Source organism: Acinetobacter sp. C13 (assembly GCF_016809775.1).
Lineage (GTDB): Bacteria > Pseudomonadota > Gammaproteobacteria > Pseudomonadales > Moraxellaceae > Acinetobacter > Acinetobacter pittii.
This window is the reverse complement of the sequence record NZ_JAFBJL010000001.1, coordinates 144,431-164,012: the sequence shown is the minus strand read 5'-3', so window position 1 is coordinate 164,012 and position 19,582 is coordinate 144,431. Positions and strand designations below refer to the sequence as shown.

Here is a 19,582-nt window from a genome sequence, read left to right as displayed (position 1 = left end):
TACACTCATAAAATCAAATAATTCTTTGGTTATAATTTTAATTATTTGCCAAATTAATTTTACCCTGATAATATTATTTTACCCAGATAAAAATATATGGCTAAAATGAATACTAAAATCACCTATACTGCCTTCACTGGAAGCACGCTTATTGCGAGTGACTCCCTCATTGAACTTGCAAAAAAACTCAAAGATCTTCCGAAAACAACGGAAAATATTCTGATTTTTAATGATCAAACAGGTCAACAAATTGATCTTGATCTTTCTGGTTCGGAACAAGAATTTCATCAACGTTATGCTGAACCGGAAGAAATTAAAAAAGTTGGACGACCTAAACTCGGAGTAATTTCTCGTGAAATCACTTTACAGAAAAAACATTGGGATTGGTTAGATCAACAAAGTGCGAGTGCATCAGCAGTAATTCGTAAGTTAATTGATAAAGAGTTAAATAACCCAAATTCTGAAGGTAATATTATGCTCGCTAAACAAGCCATCGACCGTTTTATGTCTGCCATGTTGGGCAATATGCCAAATTACGAAGAAGCAACACGTGCCTTATATCAAGGCGATCAAGATATATTTTTAAAAATGATTCAGAGCTATCCTAAAGATTTAAGAGAATATTTAACTTTAAAAACTCAAAGTATTTTCTAAACCCAATAAAAAAACCCGCTTACGCGGGTTTTTTCAAAATCAATTCAGTCTATTAAAGACGAACTAATTCCACAACTTTTTCAGCTGCCTCTTCAACGGTTTCAGCAGTAACTTCTGTATCTGTACCATCCACAGCCGTAGTAATAACTACAACACCTGTCTCACGCAATAAAGTAATTTGATCAGCAGTTAAGTTGGCTTTTGCAATCGCAACTACACCTTGTTGGATCAATAAACTTTCTAAAACTTGAGCTTTCTCGATTAACTGTGCAGAAATCCCAATCACCGCTGGCTTTTGGCCCAAACGTGCAGCACGATCTTCAGCTGTTACAGGATTGCTATGTGCAGTCCATTCAACAGCAGCTTCAACCATACCAGCACCAACAGTTACGTTGCTTAAGCGGTCAATGAAAATGAATGAACCTGTATAACGAGAATCTTGATATTGATCAAACACAACTGGCGCATCGAACTCAACTACAACATCTGCAATTGCATTTAACTCAAGCTCTTCCACATGAGTATGTTCAAGTGTATTCACATTCACTCGATAGTGAATATTAGTGACTTTAGCAGGAACAGTCTGGGTACCAATCTTAACGTTGTATAACTTACCTTTCACGAGCGGATGTTCATTCATCCACACCACTGAAGCACGAACACTACGTGAAATTAACGGTTGCTCGCCAGCACGTACCAAAACGTTACCACGGCTAATATCAATTTCATCATTCAGGGTCAATGTAACCGCTTGACCCGCTACAGCCTGCTCAAGGTTTCCATCAAAAGTAACGATTTCTTTAACTGTTGAACGCTTACCTGATGGCAGTGCAACAATCTCATCACCAACATTGATTTCACCTAAAGCAACGGTACCCGCAAAACCACGGAAATCAAGATTTGGACGGTTTACATACTGAACAGGGAAACGGAATTCGTGTTTATTCGATTCACGACTGATTTCCACCGACTCAAGAATGCTCATCAAGGTTTGACCCTTGTACCAAGGCGTATGAGCTGACGGGTTTACAACGTTATCGCCATTTAAAGCAGAGATTGGTACAAACTGAATATTGGCTGGACGACGATCACCTAATTGGCTTACGAAAGCATCATATTCAATCTGAATTTCAGTGAAACGTTCAGGTGAATATTCAACCAAGTCCATCTTATTGATTGCAACAACGATATTTTTAATACCAAGCAAACTTGCAATAAACGTATGGCGACGAGTTTGAGTTTGCACACCATAACGCGCATCAATCAAGATGATTGCCAAGTCCGCAGTTGACGCACCTGTTGCCATGTTACGTGTATATTGCTCATGTCCCGGGGTATCCGCAATAATAAACTTACGCTTTTCTGTTGAGAAATAACGGTAAGCTACGTCAATGGTAATACCTTGTTCACGTTCAGCTTGAAGGCCATCTACCAGTAATGCCAAGTCTGGTGCATCACCCGTAGTTCCTACTTTTTTACTGTCACGCGTTACTGCTTGCAATTGATCTTCATAAATCAATTTTGAATCGTAAAGTAAACGCCCAATAAGCGTACTTTTACCATCATCTACGTTACCGCAAGTCAAAAAGCGTAGAAGGTCTTTTTGTTCATGTTGCTTTAAATAGGCCAAGATATCTTGGCTGATTAATTCTGATTGATGAGACATTGCTCAAACTCCACAAATTTAGAAATTGTCTTAGAAATAGCCTTCTTGCTTTTTCTTTTCCATTGAGCCCGCTTCATCATGGTCAATCATACGACCTTGACGCTCAGAACTCGTGGCTAAAAGCATCTCTTGGATAATTTCAGGTAACGTATCTGCTTCAGACTCAACTGCACCAGTTAACGGGTAACAGCCAAGCGTACGGAAACGTACAGACTTCATCTGTGGAACTTCACCCTCTTTTAAGCGCATACGTTCGTCATCAACCATGATTAACGTACCACTACGCTCTACCACTGGACGAACAGCAGAGAAATAAAGAGGAACAATTTGAATATTTTCTAAATAGATATATTGCCAGATATCCAACTCTGTCCAGTTCGATAATGGGAATACACGAATACTTTCGCCTTTGTTCACTTTACCATTGTAAAGGTTCCAAAGTTCAGGACGTTGGTTTTTAGGGTCCCAACGGTGTTTACTATCACGGAATGAATATACACGCTCTTTCGCACGTGATTTTTCTTCATCACGACGTGCACCACCAAAAGCAGCATCAAATTGATATTTATCCAAAGCCTGTTTTAAAGCTTGGGTTTTCATAATATCTGTATATTTTGAACTACCATGATCAAATGGGTTGATCCCAGCTTCACGGCCTTCTTTGTTCTGATGAACAATTAAGTCAAAACCATGAGTTTTTGCCATGTTATCGCGAAACGCGATCATGTCTTTAAATTTCCAACCCGTATCTACATGTAATAATGGGAATGGAAGCTTAGCTGGATAAAATGCTTTTAACGCAAGATGAAGCATAACAGCCGAGTCTTTACCAATTGAGTAAAGCATGACTGGGTTTTCGAATTCTGCAGCAACTTCACGGATAATATGAATGCTTTCAGCTTCAAGTTGCTTGAGATGTGTGAGTCTTGATTCAGTCATGAACACGTCCTTCTCTATCCATTTTGCCCATAAAATCTAGAAGTAGTATTAAACCACCACCTAGAAGACCATGTGGAGGAACGAGTGCCATAACAACTCCAATTTTTCGTGATAGATAATCCAACCACAAGCCTTTATATGGCTTATAGCATTAGTTATGCATTATAGTGATTTAAAACCGATTCCTTTTGCTTGTTTTTTCATATTGATATTCGATTTAATCATATACATGTAATATGCTGATTCACTTGCATAACTTGGTAATCCTAGCTTGTGTAGTCAACTTAAGCAAATCATGTTCTAGTCTTTATATTTCTTTAAAAACCATAAAAAAGAGAAGCTTTGATGGCTTCTCTTTTCTAAAACATGATCTAATCTTAGAAACCAAACATTTTACGTTCTAATGGAATTTCAATACCAATAGATGCACCTGCATCATTACCCTCAAGATCCGAATCACTTACCCATCCATTAATTTTTAATGGAAGATCAGGTTTGATGAAATGCGTCCACGTTAAATCAAGTGCTTTAATTTCATCATCTTTAGGGAATGCTTTATTGATTGCCAAGTTAGATTGGTTAACTTTAACCACCATAGCGCGCCCACTTAAACGGTTCATGACATCAAAGCGGATATCGCCACCTACCGAATACATTTGCCCATCACCGCCCATCGCATGGCCTAACGAGAAACCATGTTGGTAATAGCCATCTTTATATGTTGAATGAGAATAAGAGATACCTCTTACATCACCATTAGTACGCGTATCTGCCCACTCTGCATAAAGTTGGTACGGCATGTTATTGTAGCTAGATGAATAGTCCACACCAGCTAAGTACATTTTCTTAGAAGGTAAACCACCTGCTTCATCTTCACCTACATATTGTCCATATAAACTGACTGGAACTTGGAATAGCGGTTGCAGCAATAAACGACCATCAAAGCCAGCAATTTGGTTTGATGGATCTGGTTCGCCAGTTCCGCCATTATCTTTATTACCAACAAATGCATCCCATAACGAACTAAGACTTTCAGGACGGCCATCTCCACCCCACTGAATAGCACGCGATGCACCTAACTCGATATATGGTAATGGTTGTGCAGTTAAACGTAATCCAATTAATTTAGCATCAGGCACTGCTTTATAATCATCTAATTGACCAGCAAATGCTTGGTATTGCCAAGGTCCAATCCAAGACAACCATTTTGTCTCAAAAGCATTTTGCACAGCACGTTGTGCAGTTACCCCATAAACTGGTCGACTAGCATCACCACGAATTAAGCTACCATCGTGTCCAGGTCCCCACCATGTTGGAATTTGACCTGCAACTATCCATTGATTCCAAAGTTTACCAGCGACATATGAACCTTCAACATTAACGTCTTGTCCATTATCAATTTGAGGATCTTTTTCTGCATTTACTCGGATTTTAGCATCCCAGTTTTCACCGCCAGCATTAAACTCTAATGAACCTTGATATTGAGCTTTTTGGTTATCACCGAATGCTTGAGGAATATTTTTGATATCAGTTTCAGCAAAAGCACCCACTTTAACTGTATTGTTATCTGCTTTTAATGCATTAAGTACTGAATTAATAACTTTTTGTTGAGCTGGATGCGTCACTTTTGCTTGAGAAAGTGCTCTTTGAATTTCATCACCACTTAACGGCCAAGTTGAGGTGCTAATACTGATAACACCTTGTTGATTTAACCAGTTTAAGTCGGTACGTAAGTCTTCATTATTTAGCACTAAACCTTGTGCAAAAATAGCGGATGAAGCAGTTGCCAATATTGCAATCGAAAGTGTTTTTCTTAGAAACATGCCAGCCAATTCTCAAAGTTATTTATGAGCAACACCTTAAATTTTTTATCACAACTTTGCAATTGTTAAACTGTGCAATTACATTTTTTAACGCTATCTTAAGATTAGTATAAGTAGGTAAGTTTCTAGATATAAAAGGTAATAAAAAAGGCAGTATAAATACTGCCTTTTTGCATCTTAGAAGATTAACCTTCTTTACGGCGCATATGCGGGAATAAAATTACATCACGAATACTTGGTGCGTCAGCAAATAACATAACCAAACGGTCAATACCAATACCTTCACCTGCTGTTGGAGGTAAACCATATTCAAGTGCTTCAACAAACTCTGCATCGTAATGCATTGCTTCATCATCACCAGCGTCTTTTTCAGCAACTTGCGCTTGGAAACGTTCAGCCTGATCAATCGGGTCATTTAACTCGCTGAAGCCATTTGCTAACTCACGACCACCGATGAAGAATTCAAAACGATCTGTAACGTGTGGATTGTCATCATTACGACGCGCCAATGGAGAAGTTTCCGCTGGGTAATCAGTAATAAATGTTGGCTGACGAAGTTTATTCTCAACTGTTTCTTCAAATACGATTGTTTGAAGCTTACCTAAACCAAAACCTGGCTTAACTTCTTCTTTCAACTCTTCACGAATAAATTTTGCAAGAAACTCGCGATCACTTACATTTTCAGGTGTGAACTGCGGGTTATTCTCTAAAATCGCATCGAACATAGAGATTTTCTTGAATGGTCCTTTGAAGCTAAATACTTCACCTTGGTAAGGAACATCAGTTGTACCTAGAATATCCAAAGCCAACTTTTCAAGCATATTTTCAGTCAATGCCATTAAGTCTTTATAATCAGCATATGCCTGATAAAACTCGATCATCGTGAATTCAGGGTTGTGGCGTGTTGACACCCCTTCATTACGGAAGTTACGGTTGATTTCGAACACACGCTCAAAACCACCAACCACTAAACGCTTCAAATAAAGTTCAGGCGCAATACGTAAGAATAAAGGCATATCCAAAGCATTGTGATGTGTTTCAAATGGACGTGCAGAAGCACCACCCGGAATCACATGCATCATTGGCGTTTCAACTTCCATGAAACGCTCGTTATTTAAGAACGCTCGGATACCAGCAACAACTTTGGCACGGATTTCAAAAGTTTTACGTGTTTCTTCATTCACAATTAAGTCAAGGTAACGTTTACGGTACTTAACTTCTGTGTCATTTAAGCCATGAAATTTATCTGGTAACGGACGAAGAGATTTTGTAAGAAGTTCAAAACCTTCAAGATGAACATATAAGTCACCTTTGCCTGAACGTCCGATATAACCTTCGGCAGCAATAATGTCACCAAGATCTAAACCTTTAATGGTTTCAAGAATATCTTTTGGTAAGCCTTTACGGTCAACATATAACTGAATACGACCTGTCATGTCTTGAATCACCATGAAAGAACCACGGTTTAACATGACACGGCCAGCTACTTTTACATAGACATGCTCAGCGCTTTCAATTTGTTCTTTCGACTGATCTTTAAATTGTTCTTGTAGATCAGCTGCGTAATGTTCACGCTTAAAAGTATTTGGCCAAGGACTCTTTCCAGTTTCCTTCGCAACATCTTGGATTTGCTTTAATTTGGCATGACGCTGTGCAATTAAATCGTTTTCGGAAATAGTTGGTTCAGAAGTCGATTGAGCGTTTTGTTGCGTCATCTCTGCCTCGATTAAGTAAAAATGAAGTGGCATAGCTTAACAGATTGCAGGAGTTTTTCGAATGATTTCAATCAAACAAAAATGAAAAAAGACAATTTATAGAAAAGAGCAGTACTTTTTAAAGGCAAAATGACTTAGACCAATCGCTAAGATCATTTTTTAAAGCTTTTAGTAAAATATAAAAAAATCCAAATAACCTCGATATTCACAGGCCCTATTTGCCTTGTATTTTATCAATGAGATTGTGTCGTAAATAATGAAAATTCTATTTTTACATGGCTTGGATTCTTCTCGTGAATCAACAAAGTTCCACGCCATTTTACATCCTGAAAAGTTTTGTATTGACGTTGATTATCGCAACCTAAGTTATGCATCTGTTGAGTACTTTTATCACCAAGCTATTCAGACGATCAAACCAGATTTACTGGTTGGTCACAGCCTTGGAGGATATTGGGCCTTAAAAACTGCCGCTCAACATAAATTAGCTGTGATTGTGGCAAATCCAAGTCTTACGCCTAGTTTTCGACCTGATTATCCTCAGCTTTCCGAAAAGGAACTTACCCTCTCTAATCCTAAAATGGCTTATTTAGAATTAGGAGATGAGCAACTTGATATGTATCAGGTTCAAGAAAAACTTGCGCCCTACATGAATATTGAAACCTTTGAAGGCGGACATCATCGTTTGGCCTATCCTTCTCGTATCAATGATTTGATTATGAAAATTTATAAAAAATATTTGGCTTAACTTGATGCCAATTACCTATTTTCCTTCTGCCAATTTCTTGATGACATCAAATCCTTGAACGAAGCCACTTTTCAACATGCCCATGTATTCAGGTAAGGTGGCTAATTCGACTTTTAAAGTAGTTACACTATCGTGCTGGCTCAAAAAATATTTTTCTTGGGAACCACTCCAGCCTTTAACTTCTTCACTTTCTAAATCTTCCTTACCGTCCTTAATCATTCCTAAATGTTTAAAAATCAATATTTCCGGCTTTTTCAATTCTTCAATGGTGGAGACCATGCCATTGCCTTCACCATCTAGAAAATAAGTTTTACCACCGATTTGCCAATCGGTACGCATTGAAGAGTCTGGGGCAAAGAATTTTGTCCAAGCATTATATGTCTCGTTATTCCAAAGTAATTCCCATACTTTTTCTATAGGCGCCTCAATTTCTACTTCGTATACTAAATTTTCCATACTTAAGTTCCCTGATTTATTCCGTTCTTATACTGTCGAATTTTAATTTTCGCGTTTAATAATGACATCTGTTGAATCTTTATTTGTTGTTATTTAGCTTTCTTATTATATAAATCTTTTAAATGAGCAGACACTTTTTATTTCTCAATAATTTCACAAACAACATTAAGTTTAAAATTAACGTTAAGAATGTATTAGTTATTATTAGTTTATGCTCAAGTTTTGCCTAAAAAACCACTTATTTGTCCTAACCTGCCATTCATCTTTGCTTACGAATGATTAAACTCCGTTATTTGCTTTACATTAAATGTAGAACTGCGTAAAAATTTGATATCCGATCAAAGGCACATTGGTTATTATTGACCGGATCGTGGTTACATTATTAATAGATGGAATAGTTTTACTGAAAGGCAGCTTTGAGCAAACTTATCAGTGCGGAGAGTCTCATGAAAAAATATCAATGTATCGTTTGTGGATGGATTTACGATGAAGCAGAAGGTTGGCCACAAGACGGCATTGCAGCTGGAACAAAATGGGAAGATATCCCTGATGACTGGACTTGCCCTGATTGCGGCGTTTCAAAAGCTGACTTCGAAATGATCGAAATCTAATGACTTAAAGTAAAAGGCCATGATTGACATGGTCTTTTTTACGAATATTACCCATTACCGTATTAAACAAACAATTCTAACTCTGGAGAGAAAAATGCATCCTATCGTCATTATCGGATCAGGCATGGCGGGTTATACCTTAGCACGTGAGTTTCGTAAACTTAGCCCAGAGCAAGAACTTGTGATGATTTGTGCGGATGATGCAGTGAATTATGCAAAGCCAACATTATCAAATGCATTTGCAGGTAAGAAAGCACCTGAACAGATTGCTTTAGGTGATGCTGCTAAAATGGGTACCCAACTCAATATGCGTATTGAGCCTTTCACTTTTGTAAAAGAAATTTTAGCTGAACGTCATGAGCTTGTTCTTGAGAAAGATGGGGTAACTTCGAATCAACCCTATTCAAAACTGATTTTAGCGGTTGGTGCTAACCCAATTCGTCTTGCAATTGCAGGCGATGGTAGCGATGACATTCATGTCGTGAACTCGCTAATTGATTACCGTGCTTTCCGTGAAAATCTAGCTCAACGTAAAGATAAACGTGTTGTTATTTTGGGTGCCGGTTTAATTGGTTGTGAATTTGCCAATGACTTACTTCACAGTGAATATGACATTACTGTCATTGATTTGGCACCTCAACCATTAGGTCGCTTATTGCCAGGTCATATTGCTTCTGCATTCCAGCAAAATCTCGAAGAGGCTGGTGTTAAATTTGCATTAGGCACAACCGTTGAAAAAGTCAGCAAAATTAATGGTGGCGAAGATTATGCGATTACACTCGCAAATGGCCAAACTTTGGTAGCAGACATTGTTCTTTCAGCCATTGGTTTACAGCCAAATATTTCACTTGCTAAAAGTGCAGATATTCAAACAAGCCGAGGAATTATTACCAATAGTTTACTTGAAACGAATCAAGCCGACATTTATGCAATTGGCGATTGCGCTGAAGTAAATGGCACGCTACTTCCATATGTAATGCCGATTATGCAGCAAGCTCGTGCTCTTGCTAAAACCCTCAGTGGGCAACAAACTGCCGTACACTACCCTGCTATGCCCGTTGCAGTAAAAACTCCTGCAGCTCCACTTACAGTATTACCGGCACCAGTAGATGTAGAAGTGAACTGGGAAACAGAAGAGTTCGACGATGGTATGCTTGCTAAAGCAATTGACAATGAAGGAACATTGCGTGGTTTCGTATTGTTAGGTGCAACAGCAGGTAAACAACGCTTAACTTTAACAAAGCTTGTTCCAGATCTTATTCCAGCTCAAGCATAAGGTTTGAATCAGGAATACTCTTTTGTGAGTATTCCTTTAAGGAATGAATAACATGAATAGTGCCTTACAGTTTAACGTTTCGCCGTACACATCTTTCATGCAAGAAACCAAAGTCAACTTAGGCAATGGTATTGAGCTACATGTAGAAGTAGGTGGAAAACCGGAACATCCAACCATTTTGCTGATTATGGGTCTTGGGGCTCAAATGCTTTTCTGGCCAGATTTCTTCTGTAAATCACTCATTGATCAAGGTTTTCGTGTTATTCGTTTTGATAACCGTGATATTGGCCTTTCTTCAAAAGTACGTCATGAAGGTAAGCGTTTAAATACTGTTAAATTGATGGGTCGCTTTGCACTCGGTCTAAGTAATCAAGGGGCACCTTATACCCTGCACGATATGGCAGATGATGTATCAATGCTCATTGACCGTTTAGGCGTGGCTAAAACACATGTCATTGGCGCATCAATGGGTGGGATGATTGCTCAAATTCTTGCAGCAAAATATCCTGAAAAGGTTGAGAAATTGGGGCTCATGTTTACAAGTAATAATCAGCCTTTTTTACCCCCTCCTTTTCCGAAACAGCTTTTGAGTTTAATTGGCAAACCTGAATCGCGTGATGAAGAAGGTATTGTTAATCACAGTTTAAAACTATTTCAATTGATTGGTTCACCTGGTTACGTCAACCAGATTGAAGCAATGCAAACTGCACGCAAACTTTATCAACGTAGCTATTATCCTGCTGGTGTACTTCAACAGTTTTTAGCAATATTATGTACAGGCTCCTTACTTCAACTGGACCGTGAAATTAAGCAACCTGCGTTAGTCTTACATGGCTCTCGTGATCGCTTACTTCCACCTAGTCATGGTAAGGCTGTAGCAAAAGCAATTTCCGGTGCTAAGTTTGAATTAATTGATGGAATGGGGCATGATATCCCTGCACATTTTATTCCACAGCTTAGCGGTTTATTTGCGCATCATTTTAAATCATCATACTAGGACACTATGGCTGCATTACCCTCACTAAGACAGCTATCATATTTAGTTACGTTGTCGGAAACTTTGCATTTTACTGAAGCAGCACGCCGCTCTTTTGTCACGCAATCGACGTTATCAGGCGGCATCATGGAGCTTGAACGGTTATTAGGTGGCGTTCTGGTAGAGCGTGACCGTCAGAATGTGCGTTTAACACCCTTAGGTGAACAAGTCGTTGCTCGTGCCCGTGTACTACTAGCAGATGCTCAAGATTTAATGCGTTTGAGCCGTGAAATGAGTGAACCGTTAACAGGTGATTTGCATTTGGGAGTTATCCCAACCATTGCACCTTTTATCCTGACACGGTTACTTGATGAAGTGCATCAGCAGTTACCTAAAATTCAATTGCATCTGCATGAAGCTCAAAGTGAAAAAATTGTAGAGCGTCTAGAACACGGTAATCTAGACATGATTGTTCTTGCTCTACCATTTGATACCAGAGGCCTAAAAGTCGCTGAAATTTCGAAAGAAAATTTGTACCTTGTCTGTAGTAAGCAAGATGCAAATGCTTTGCAAGCAAACTCACTAGATGATCTTGATTTATCAAGATTAATTTTGCTTGAAGAAGGCCACTGTTTACGTGACCACGTTTTAAGTGCCTGCCCTATCGGTGAACGTAAAAACGACAACCGTTTAAAAGCAAGCTCTTTACCAACTTTAGTTGAAATGGTTTCTTCTGATTTAGGCTTTACACTTTTACCAGAGATCGCAATTGAAAATAGTATGATCAAGTTTAATGATCAAATTACTGCAAAACCCATTGAAGATGCCCCAAGCCGCACTTTAGCATTAGTCACTCGTAAAAGTACGCCGCTACAAAGTGAATTTGACGTGTTACTGCAAATTATGCAGAAAATCACAACAAACCTGCATGAATAAAAAAAAGGAGTCTTCGGACTCCTTTTTATTTTATTGAGGTGTAAGGGATGCCCACTTAAACACCCAAGCAGATTGCATATTCAAACTATTATCAGCAATAATTTTTTCTCTAATAATCTGTGCTATAGCATAGTCGTTGGCTGGATCTATCATGACTCGTATTCCTTTAGTGGTTGAGCTGGTTACGACCTTATAGCCCTTTGCTTCAAGCTGAGATTGAACCCGATTTGCTTTATTTTGATTAGCTGCTAATGCAACCTGAACCATCCACTTTTTTTCACCATTTTCTAAAATTTCTTTAGCGATCGCAGCATCAAGTTGTTTTTTATTTTCAGAATTTTTCTTTTCTTCTACTTTTTTTGTGTGAACTTCCTCATTTTTCTTTTGCGTTAAAAACTCATCTTGCTTTTGTTTTCTTTTTTGGATGATTATTGTTTTATTCCTTACCTCACTCTTTTTAGTTTTATCACTGGAAACGGGTGCAAAATAAGGATATATCGCTTGATCATCAAACCTTTGAAATACGATGATATCCCCATAACACTTCTGATCTGCATAGGCGGTCACTGGCATTATCCCCAAAAGTATTCTAATAAGTAAATTTCTAATAAAGCATTGCATCTTATTCATTTACCGAAGTTAAGTATATTTAATGCGGCGTATTAAAGTAGATTTCACATGATTTGTATATTTATAAAATTCAATGTTTTATGGAAAAAATCACATATTTTAAAAACATCTTGCTGTGCTTCAACTTATTATCGTATACCCAACAACCATTTAGAAAAACTAATTAAATTATTTTGAATTTCAGTGAATTAAAAAAGCCGACATTTTGTCGGCTTTTTTAATTAAATTTAAAACTTATTATTTAATCATTTCTAATAGTGCTCTTTGAGCATTATGCAATTTTTCACCCTCTGCTGGCTCAGCACGTACCCAAGTACCATCTGACTGTAACAACCAAGCTTGCTGGTTATCTTGCAAATAGTTCACTAGGCCTTGTTGATAAATACGTTTTTTCAATGCAGGATCTTCCACAGGAAAACATGCTTCAACACGGTTAAATAAATTACGATCCATCCAGTCTGCGCTTGAGCAGTAAATACGCGCATCACCATTATTGCTGAAGTAATAAACACGGGTATGTTCAAGGAAGCGCCCTACAATTGAACGTACACGAATATTTTCTGATAAGTTAGGCAAACCTGGACGTAAACAGCAAATAGAACGAATAATCAAATCAATCTGAACACCTGCTTGAGATGCTTCATATAATTTATTGATCAATTGAACTTCCGTTAAGGCATTCACTTTCACAATAATTTGAGCTTTACGTCCTGCCTTAGCATTGGCAATTTCTTCATCAATAAAGTTGATGAGCTGAGCATGTAAGGTAAATGGTGCATGTAATAGCTTTTTCAATTTCGCCATTTTGCCCATACCAGTCAACTCTTGGAAGATACGATGCACGTCTTCACAGAGATCTTTATCGGTCGTCATGAGACCATAATCGGTATAAATTCGAGCATTCATTGCATGGTAGTTACCAGTGCCTAAATGAACGTAACGCACAAGTTTGTTATTTTCACGGCGCACCACCATAATCATTTTGGCGTGAGTTTTATAACCAACAATACCGTAAACAACGACAGCCCCCGCTTCTTGTAAAACGTTAGCTACTTCAATATTTGATTCTTCATCAAAGCGGGCACGCAATTCAATAACTGCGGTCACTTCTTTTCCATTACGCGCTGCTTCCGCCAAAATCTGTACAATTTCAGAGTCAGCACCACTACGGTAAAGCGTCTGCTTAATTGCCAATACTTGTGGATCGCGAGCAGCTTCACGAAGTAGCTGAATCACGGGTGCGAAAGATTCAAAAGGATGATGAAGTAAAATGTCTTGCTTCTGCATTGCAGAGAAAATGTTCTCGGTCTTTTTAAACACTTTAGGCACAATCGGCGTATGCGAGTCATAACGCAAATGAGGGCGTTTAAAATTTGAAACCAGACGAGCTAAGTTTACAGGTCCATCAACTTTGTATAACTGCTCATCGGTTAAATCAAATTCTTCTAATAAGTACTCATAAATATGCTGCGGACAGTTATGAGTTACTTCTAAGCGAACAGCACGGCCAAAACGTCGAGAACTTAATTCACCTTTTAAAGCTTTTGCTAAATCTTCAACATCTTCATTTAATGCCAAGTCTGCATTACGTGTAACACGGAATTGATAACATCCTGTTGCTGTCATGCCAGGGAACAAATCGGACACATGCTCATGGATAATTGCAGATAGCATGACGTGATGTTCTTTACCACCTGTTAACTCATCTGGCAGTCGTACAACGCGAGGTAATGAACGTGGGGCTGGAACCACGGCTAAATCAATTTGACGGCCAAAAGCATCTTTACCTTCTAAGGTAATAATAAAGTTTAAGCTCTTGTTTACGAGACGTGGGAACGGATGCGCTGGATCTAAGCTAATTGGGGTTAATACAGGTGCAACTTGTTCTTGAAAATACTTCTTAATCCAAGCTGACTGTGCTGGCGTTAGTTCACCACGACGGAGGAAGCAAATATCTTCTTCACGTAATTTAGGTAAGATTTCTTCATTTAAAATACGATATTGACGTTCAATCGCAGCGTGAGCAGTTTCAGAGATTTTTTGTAAGACTTGTCTTGGCGTCAAACCATCAGGGCTACGACTCTCATTGCCCAGAGAAAATTGCTCCATCACCCCTGCAACACGAATTTCGAAAAACTCGTCTAGATTACGTGAAAAAATGAGCAAGAAATTCATTCGCTCAAGTAATGGATGTAAAGGGTCTACCGCTTGCTCCAATACACGCAAATGGAAGTCAAGAATAGACAATTCACGATTTATGTAACGGTCATTATAACTATATTCTGTTGGGGTCGTTGGTGTAATCGCTGTATTCATGTCTAACTCAATTCTCTATCCAGCCAAAATCTCTATAAAACAGTATGCTGCAAAAATATGACAATTTGGTAAAAACTAAAAAATTTACACATCTTTAAAACATCATTATTCGGGAATCTGGGTGCTATTCATATAACGTAGAATAACGCGTTTTCTATACTGTAGTTTACGATCATTGCGGTGATCTTGATAATATTTCGGATCAGGCAATAATGCGGCCAAAAAAGCAGCTTGTTCACGCGTTAAGCTTCTCGCACTTTTACCATAATAATATTGCGCGGCTGCTTCTACACCATATCGGTTTTTGCCAAATTCAACAGAGTTCATATATACCTCAAGAATTCGGCGTTTTGACCACATCCGCTCCATCATCCAAGTTGCGATAGTTTCTTGGCCTTTACGAATAAACGAACGCTTATTGTATAAAAACAAATTCTTTGCCAGTTGTTGAGATACTGTAGAACCACCAGCAACCACTTCGCCTTCTTCATTATTCCGCTCTAGTGCAAAACGAATGCCATCCCAGTCAAAACCATGGTGATGGATGAATTTTGCATCTTCCCCAGCTAAAATCGCATGTTTAAAATTGTCACTAATATCATCATAGTCAAGCCATTCATGAATGATCGGCTCTGAGGTATCTGACCAATAATCAATTCGCATAAACATGGTGGTATCGACTTCATGTGTACGCCACCAAACTAAACTTGAGAAAATCCAAAGCTGAATAAGGAGAATTGCCCCAATAAAAATTAACAACACGCGAACAATAAAAGCTTTCATGTTCGTCCTGATCTCCTGTATTCAACTTTTTTCATGTTAAGCTGTTAAGCATGTTCATATATAACAAAAGCATAGCATGACTCAATATCAGCCTCCGCACATTAATCGTAAACTCAATGTACAAACTTGGTGGCTGACCGCCTTACTGATCTTGATTAATGTAAGTTTGTTTGTCTGGCAAATTGCGACTGGTGTCGATATTAGCGACCCAGTCATGAAAGATGCTATTCATTGGGGCGCTGATTTTACACCACTTACTTTTACTGGGCAGCCCGAACGCTTATTTACCAGCATGTTTTTTCATTTTGGTCTTGTTCACCTCATGCTTAACATGTGGGCCCTCTATATTTTCGGTAATGTAGCTGAGTCACTATTTGGTCGCTTCTATTTTATAGGTATGTATTTACTTGCTGGCTTATTTGGTAGCCTTCTCAGTAGCTATATGACTATTCAAAATGGGCATGAATTACTGCAACATTTCGATCAAAGTTTACTTCCTCATGTCAGTGCAGGTGCTTCGGGTGCCGTAATGGGATTAGGTGCTGCGTTAACAGTACTTTCTCTATTTCCCCCGCTTCCGCATCAAGCCTACATACTCGATAAAAAAGCTTTATTAATGGTTATGGCCATCAACCTTATTTTTGGTTTTGTCGCAACAGGTATTAATAATGCCGCGCATATTGGCGGCATGATTATTGGAGCATTTCTTGCACTGATGTGGTACTTAAGCTATGTCAGCAAGTTAAAAAATGTGCTCAAAATCTTAGGCTTATTAGGAGCAGTTGTAATTACAGGTGGTTTTTATATGTACTGTGTACAGCTCAACTCACCGTTGCTTCCCCTATGGCATGAAATCATCATCCAGAACCCTGACATTATTCCTTAAACTACACTTGGTTTAATTCTCTTAAACTTTGTAAAGGTGGCAAATTACAGAGATAGCCTAGTCGATAACGACCAATCAGCGCACAAACCAGCATCATGCCAATTGGTAAAATCAGCCATATTTCAATATGCCACTGTATTGCCATATTCATTTTATAGCTTGCGATCGCACTAATCACTTCTGCAAAACAGCAGGCAACTATGCCTGCTAGCAGACCTAAGAAACCAATCTCAAAACTGAGCATTTGCTTCATTTTATTTTTAGATAAACCAAATGAGCGCAGTAAAGCAACCTCACGGCGTCGCTCGTCCATTAACAGGTTTAAACATGCAATCAGTACCAATATTCCAGAAAAACCGACTAACGCTGCCAGTACAGTTACTATTTTGACCAAAACATTCATTAAGCGTTTTACTTCATCTAAAATCCGGTCAACATCAATAAATACTGTATTTGAGAACTGCTGAATAATAGTGATCATTTTAGGTTGATCTTGCTTAGGCACATAGAAACTACCTAAATAACTTCCAGCATTTTCGTCTAAGGTTTTAGGTGAAAAAATAAAGAAAAAGTTAGGGCTAAAACTTTCCCACTCGACACTCCGGAAATTCACAACTTTGGCCTGTAAGTTGCCTTCGGGCAAACCAAAAGTAAGCTTATCTCCAATTTGGATTCCCAAACTTTCGGCAGTTTTACTTTCGACTGAAACTTGCCCTACGCCATTAAACTGAGCTTGTCCTTTTGTAATTACATTGTCATTCGGCAATTGATTTGATTGTGTTAAATTCAATTCACGGCGCAAAGAATTATTTTGCTTTATAGCCTCTTCTGAAAAAGGTACATCATTTTTAGCCAGTAATCGGCCACGAATATTTGGGTATAACGGGGTGCTTTGCCAACCATGTTGCTTTAACTGTTGCTCAAAGGCTTTTAAATCAAATGGAGGCAATCCATAAACAAATTGATTCGGTGTTCCTTCCGGAAGTTGTTGTTGCCAACGCTCTAATAAATCTGTTCTTAATACACTGAGTACTGTAATGAGGCTTAAGCCTAAAGCCAATGCAGTAATTTGTAAGGCGCTTTGCGATGGCGAACGAATATAAAAAGACAAACGATTTTTCAGCTTTTTTAAACTGCGAAGCAATAGCCAAACAACAGTGTAAAGCAAAATACAAAGAACAATAATGGCTGCTAAAACCAGAATGCTGAGCATTAAGTTTTCACTCAATACCAAACTAAAAACGACTAGGCTAGTGATTCCTGCAAAAAACATAAAAAATAAAGATTTGCGAGATTTGGCTTGCTCCCGAATAACACGAATTGGAGGTGTATTTAAAAGCTCCCAAATGCTTGGCAAAATAAAACCAAGCAGCACAATCACGCTGGTAAAAATCGCAATTGGTAAAGGCCCGACCAAAAGAGGTACAACCGAAAAACTTAACTCTAATTGAGGAATCAATTGCAGCATAAGTTGCAGCAGGCCAAACCCCATGATTAAACCTAATAGGCTTCCCAGCACAATTGAAATCGCACTGACAATACAAAGCAATCCAATATATGCCCACAAGATTTGGAACTTACTGGCGCCTAAGCATCTAATAAGTGCAATATGATCTTGGTTTTGCTGAACATATCTTTGACTCGTTAAAGCAATGGCAATCCCACACAACAAAATCGTTAAAATATTGGCTAATTGCAAAAAGGTATCTAGGTTTTCAAGCGGGCGTAATAACCGACTATTTGATTCACTCGCATCACGTAAACGCAAACCTGCCGTTTCATCTGGTTCTTTAGATGGTTGATGCTGTTGCTTAAATTGCTTTGAAAATGACTGAACCTGTTCAGGGCTACCTGCCATTAATAAACGATAGTCAATTCTGCTCCCTATCTGAATCGCATGAGTCTTAGCAATATCGGCTTGATGAATAATAACGGTTGGAGAAAAGCCTGAAAAACCGAGTTCTTGATTTGAATCACGCACAATCACGCCACTAAAACGGAAGGTACCATCAGCAATAGAAACAGTATCTCCTAGCTTTACTTTAAGTAAATCGGCTGCTCTTTGACTTAGCCAAACCTCACCAGATTGAATTGCTTTAGCGCTTGGCTCAATTTCCAACTGTCCTCTGAGTGGAAATAAAGGCTCAATTGCCTTTACATTCACCATGACAAACTGATCTTGGGTATGTGCCATCGAGCTAAATATAGTGACATTGGTTTGTTTTAGATCTAGCTGCTCTGCCCTTTTTTTCCACGACTGCTCGATAGGCTCGTTATTCGACAGAACTAAATCAGCACCCAGCATTTGTGAAGCTTGCAGACTTACTGCATTTTTAACTTGATCGTTACTAAATTTCAGGGCTGTCGTTGCGCTAATCGCAAGCGATAAAGCAATAATGAGTAGATATAATCCACCCGTACGAAAACTCTGTAGCAAAAGTGGTTTGAGAAGATTACGCATAGCTTAACCACCCTGTACTGTCTTTAGTCGGCCATCATCTAACTCAACATGACGCTGACAAAGGGTTGCTAAATTACGATCATGGGTCACCAAAATCAGAGTCGTACCTAACTCTCGGTTTAAATCAAAGAGCAAGCTTTCGATTTCTTGTGCCGTCTGACCATCTAGGTTTCCAGTCGGTTCATCCGCAAAAATAATTTGTGGTTCTGCAATGAGAGCGCGTGCAATGGCTACACGCTGCTGCTCGCCACCAGATAAGACTTTAGGCGTTTGTTCAACTTGACGACTCAGCCCTACTCGATGCAACCAATCTAAAGCTTTTTTCTCCGCTGTTTTATAATCAAAGTCTTTACGTAATCGTAAAGGTAACATCACATTTTCAAGCGCACTCAACTGAGGCAGAAGTTGAAAAGACTGAAATACAAAACCAATATGCTGCATTCTGATTTGGGCACGTTGTTCCTCTGTTAACTGATGAACAGCTTGACCACACAACCAGACTTCTCCTTCAGACGGTTGATCTAAAGTCGCCAAAATTCCTAGTAAGGTTGATTTACCTGAGCCGGAACGTCCCGTAATTGCTACCTGTTCCCCTTCAAAAATCTCTAAATCAATATCTTTTAAAATCGTAAACTGATTTTGGTTAATCTGAATAGTTTGTGTAACTTGATGGGCAGCAATGATGGGTTGTGGCATGATGTGAAAAGTC

General features: G+C 38.7%; 19 protein-coding genes. 8 read left to right on the top strand and 11 right to left on the bottom strand.

Features of this window, described 5'->3' with window-relative positions:
* Nucleotides 1-96 precede the first annotated feature (96 nt).
* On the top strand, nucleotides 97-654 hold the full coding sequence (locus JGE69_RS00750) for a DUF2239 family protein (RefSeq protein ID WP_199111836.1): 558 nt from the start codon (nucleotides 97-99) through the stop codon (nucleotides 652-654).
* Between the two features lie 52 nt (nucleotides 655-706).
* Here the strand turns inward: JGE69_RS00750 and cysN are convergent, their stop codons facing one another.
* The 5 genes from cysN to lysS all read right to left on the bottom strand — a co-directional run bounded on the left by cysN (nucleotide 707) and on the right by lysS (nucleotide 6,797).
* Nucleotides 707-2,320, bottom strand: a complete 1,614-nt coding sequence (gene cysN, locus JGE69_RS00745) for a sulfate adenylyltransferase subunit CysN (protein WP_032056838.1) — start codon at nucleotides 2,318-2,320, stop codon at nucleotides 707-709.
* A gap of 30 nt (nucleotides 2,321-2,350) precedes the next feature.
* Complete coding sequence (gene cysD / locus JGE69_RS00740) at nucleotides 2,351-3,259, bottom strand: sulfate adenylyltransferase subunit CysD (protein ID WP_000140408.1); 909 nt, start codon at nucleotides 3,257-3,259, stop codon at nucleotides 2,351-2,353.
* Nucleotides 3,252-3,383 carry a hypothetical protein gene (locus tag JGE69_RS00735; RefSeq protein WP_002117520.1) on the bottom strand — a complete coding sequence of 44 codons (132 nt, stop codon included), beginning with the start codon at nucleotides 3,381-3,383 and terminating at the stop codon, nucleotides 3,252-3,254. The genes cysD and JGE69_RS00735 overlap by 8 nt, the downstream gene beginning before the upstream one ends.
* A 253-nt stretch (nucleotides 3,384-3,636) precedes the next feature.
* Entirely contained in the window at nucleotides 3,637-5,082 is a 1,446-nt protein-coding gene (locus tag JGE69_RS00730; protein ID WP_199111834.1) for a capsule assembly Wzi family protein, read from the bottom strand.
* A gap of 185 nt (nucleotides 5,083-5,267) precedes the next feature.
* Complete coding sequence (gene lysS, locus JGE69_RS00725) at nucleotides 5,268-6,797, bottom strand: lysine--tRNA ligase (protein ID WP_199111832.1); 1,530 nt, start codon at nucleotides 6,795-6,797, stop codon at nucleotides 5,268-5,270.
* Between the two features lie 256 nt (nucleotides 6,798-7,053).
* Between lysS and JGE69_RS00720 the strand changes: the two genes are divergently transcribed.
* On the top strand, nucleotides 7,054-7,542 hold the full coding sequence (locus JGE69_RS00720; RefSeq protein ID WP_199111830.1) for a YqiA/YcfP family alpha/beta fold hydrolase: 489 nt from the start codon (nucleotides 7,054-7,056) through the stop codon (nucleotides 7,540-7,542).
* A gap of 15 nt (nucleotides 7,543-7,557) precedes the next feature.
* Here the strand turns inward: JGE69_RS00720 and JGE69_RS00715 are convergent, their stop codons facing one another.
* Complete coding sequence (locus JGE69_RS00715) at nucleotides 7,558-7,998, bottom strand: SRPBCC family protein (RefSeq protein ID WP_005070606.1); 441 nt, start codon at nucleotides 7,996-7,998, stop codon at nucleotides 7,558-7,560.
* Between the two features lie 446 nt (nucleotides 7,999-8,444).
* Between JGE69_RS00715 and rubA the strand changes: the two genes are divergently transcribed.
* The 4 genes from rubA to oxyR all read left to right on the top strand — a co-directional run bounded on the left by rubA (nucleotide 8,445) and on the right by oxyR (nucleotide 11,797).
* Complete coding sequence (gene rubA / locus JGE69_RS00710; RefSeq protein WP_000760495.1) at nucleotides 8,445-8,609, top strand: rubredoxin RubA; 165 nt, start codon at nucleotides 8,445-8,447, stop codon at nucleotides 8,607-8,609.
* A gap of 94 nt (nucleotides 8,610-8,703) precedes the next feature.
* Complete coding sequence (gene rubB, locus JGE69_RS00705; RefSeq protein WP_005070610.1) at nucleotides 8,704-9,885, top strand: rubredoxin reductase RubB; 1,182 nt, start codon at nucleotides 8,704-8,706, stop codon at nucleotides 9,883-9,885.
* 52 nt (nucleotides 9,886-9,937) lie between these two features.
* A complete protein-coding gene (estB, locus tag JGE69_RS00700) occupies nucleotides 9,938-10,882 on the top strand; it encodes an esterase EstB (RefSeq protein WP_199111828.1) in 945 nt (314 codons plus the stop codon).
* Between the two features lie 6 nt (nucleotides 10,883-10,888).
* On the top strand, nucleotides 10,889-11,797 hold the full coding sequence (gene oxyR, locus JGE69_RS00695) for a LysR family transcriptional regulator OxyR (protein WP_068566306.1): 909 nt from the start codon (nucleotides 10,889-10,891) through the stop codon (nucleotides 11,795-11,797).
* A gap of 30 nt (nucleotides 11,798-11,827) precedes the next feature.
* Here the strand turns inward: oxyR and JGE69_RS00690 are convergent, their stop codons facing one another.
* Nucleotides 11,828-12,418, bottom strand: a complete 591-nt coding sequence (locus JGE69_RS00690; protein ID WP_199113198.1) for an SPOR domain-containing protein — start codon at nucleotides 12,416-12,418, stop codon at nucleotides 11,828-11,830.
* 57 nt (nucleotides 12,419-12,475) lie between these two features.
* On the opposite strand from JGE69_RS00690, the gene JGE69_RS00685 reads away from it, so the two are divergent.
* The gene (locus JGE69_RS00685; protein ID WP_078210343.1) at nucleotides 12,476-12,604 is read left to right on the top strand and encodes a hypothetical protein; all 129 of its coding nucleotides are present in this window, start codon (nucleotides 12,476-12,478) and stop codon (nucleotides 12,602-12,604) included.
* A 60-nt stretch (nucleotides 12,605-12,664) separates the two neighbouring features.
* Here JGE69_RS00685 and ppk1 read toward each other — a convergent pair whose 3' ends face one another.
* Nucleotides 12,665-14,743: a polyphosphate kinase 1 gene (gene ppk1, locus JGE69_RS00680; RefSeq protein WP_005802970.1), complete on the bottom strand. Its 2,079-nt coding sequence runs from the start codon at nucleotides 14,741-14,743 to the stop codon at nucleotides 12,665-12,667.
* A gap of 105 nt (nucleotides 14,744-14,848) precedes the next feature.
* Nucleotides 14,849-15,526: a monofunctional biosynthetic peptidoglycan transglycosylase gene (gene mtgA, locus JGE69_RS00675; protein WP_002117784.1), complete on the bottom strand. Its 678-nt coding sequence runs from the start codon at nucleotides 15,524-15,526 to the stop codon at nucleotides 14,849-14,851.
* A 76-nt stretch (nucleotides 15,527-15,602) separates the two neighbouring features.
* Here mtgA and JGE69_RS00670 point away from each other — a divergent pair, with 76 nt between their 5' ends.
* A complete protein-coding gene (locus JGE69_RS00670) occupies nucleotides 15,603-16,412 on the top strand; it encodes a rhomboid family intramembrane serine protease (protein WP_005802972.1) in 810 nt (269 codons plus the stop codon).
* 1 nt (nucleotide 16,413) lies between these two features.
* Here the strand turns inward: JGE69_RS00670 and JGE69_RS00665 are convergent, their stop codons facing one another.
* A complete protein-coding gene (locus tag JGE69_RS00665) occupies nucleotides 16,414-18,873 on the bottom strand; it encodes an ABC transporter permease (protein ID WP_125518780.1) in 2,460 nt (819 codons plus the stop codon).
* Between the two features lie 3 nt (nucleotides 18,874-18,876).
* Nucleotides 18,877-19,569: an ABC transporter ATP-binding protein gene (locus JGE69_RS00660; RefSeq protein WP_005802976.1), complete on the bottom strand. Its 693-nt coding sequence runs from the start codon at nucleotides 19,567-19,569 to the stop codon at nucleotides 18,877-18,879.
* Between the last annotated feature and the right edge of the window lie 13 nt (nucleotides 19,570-19,582).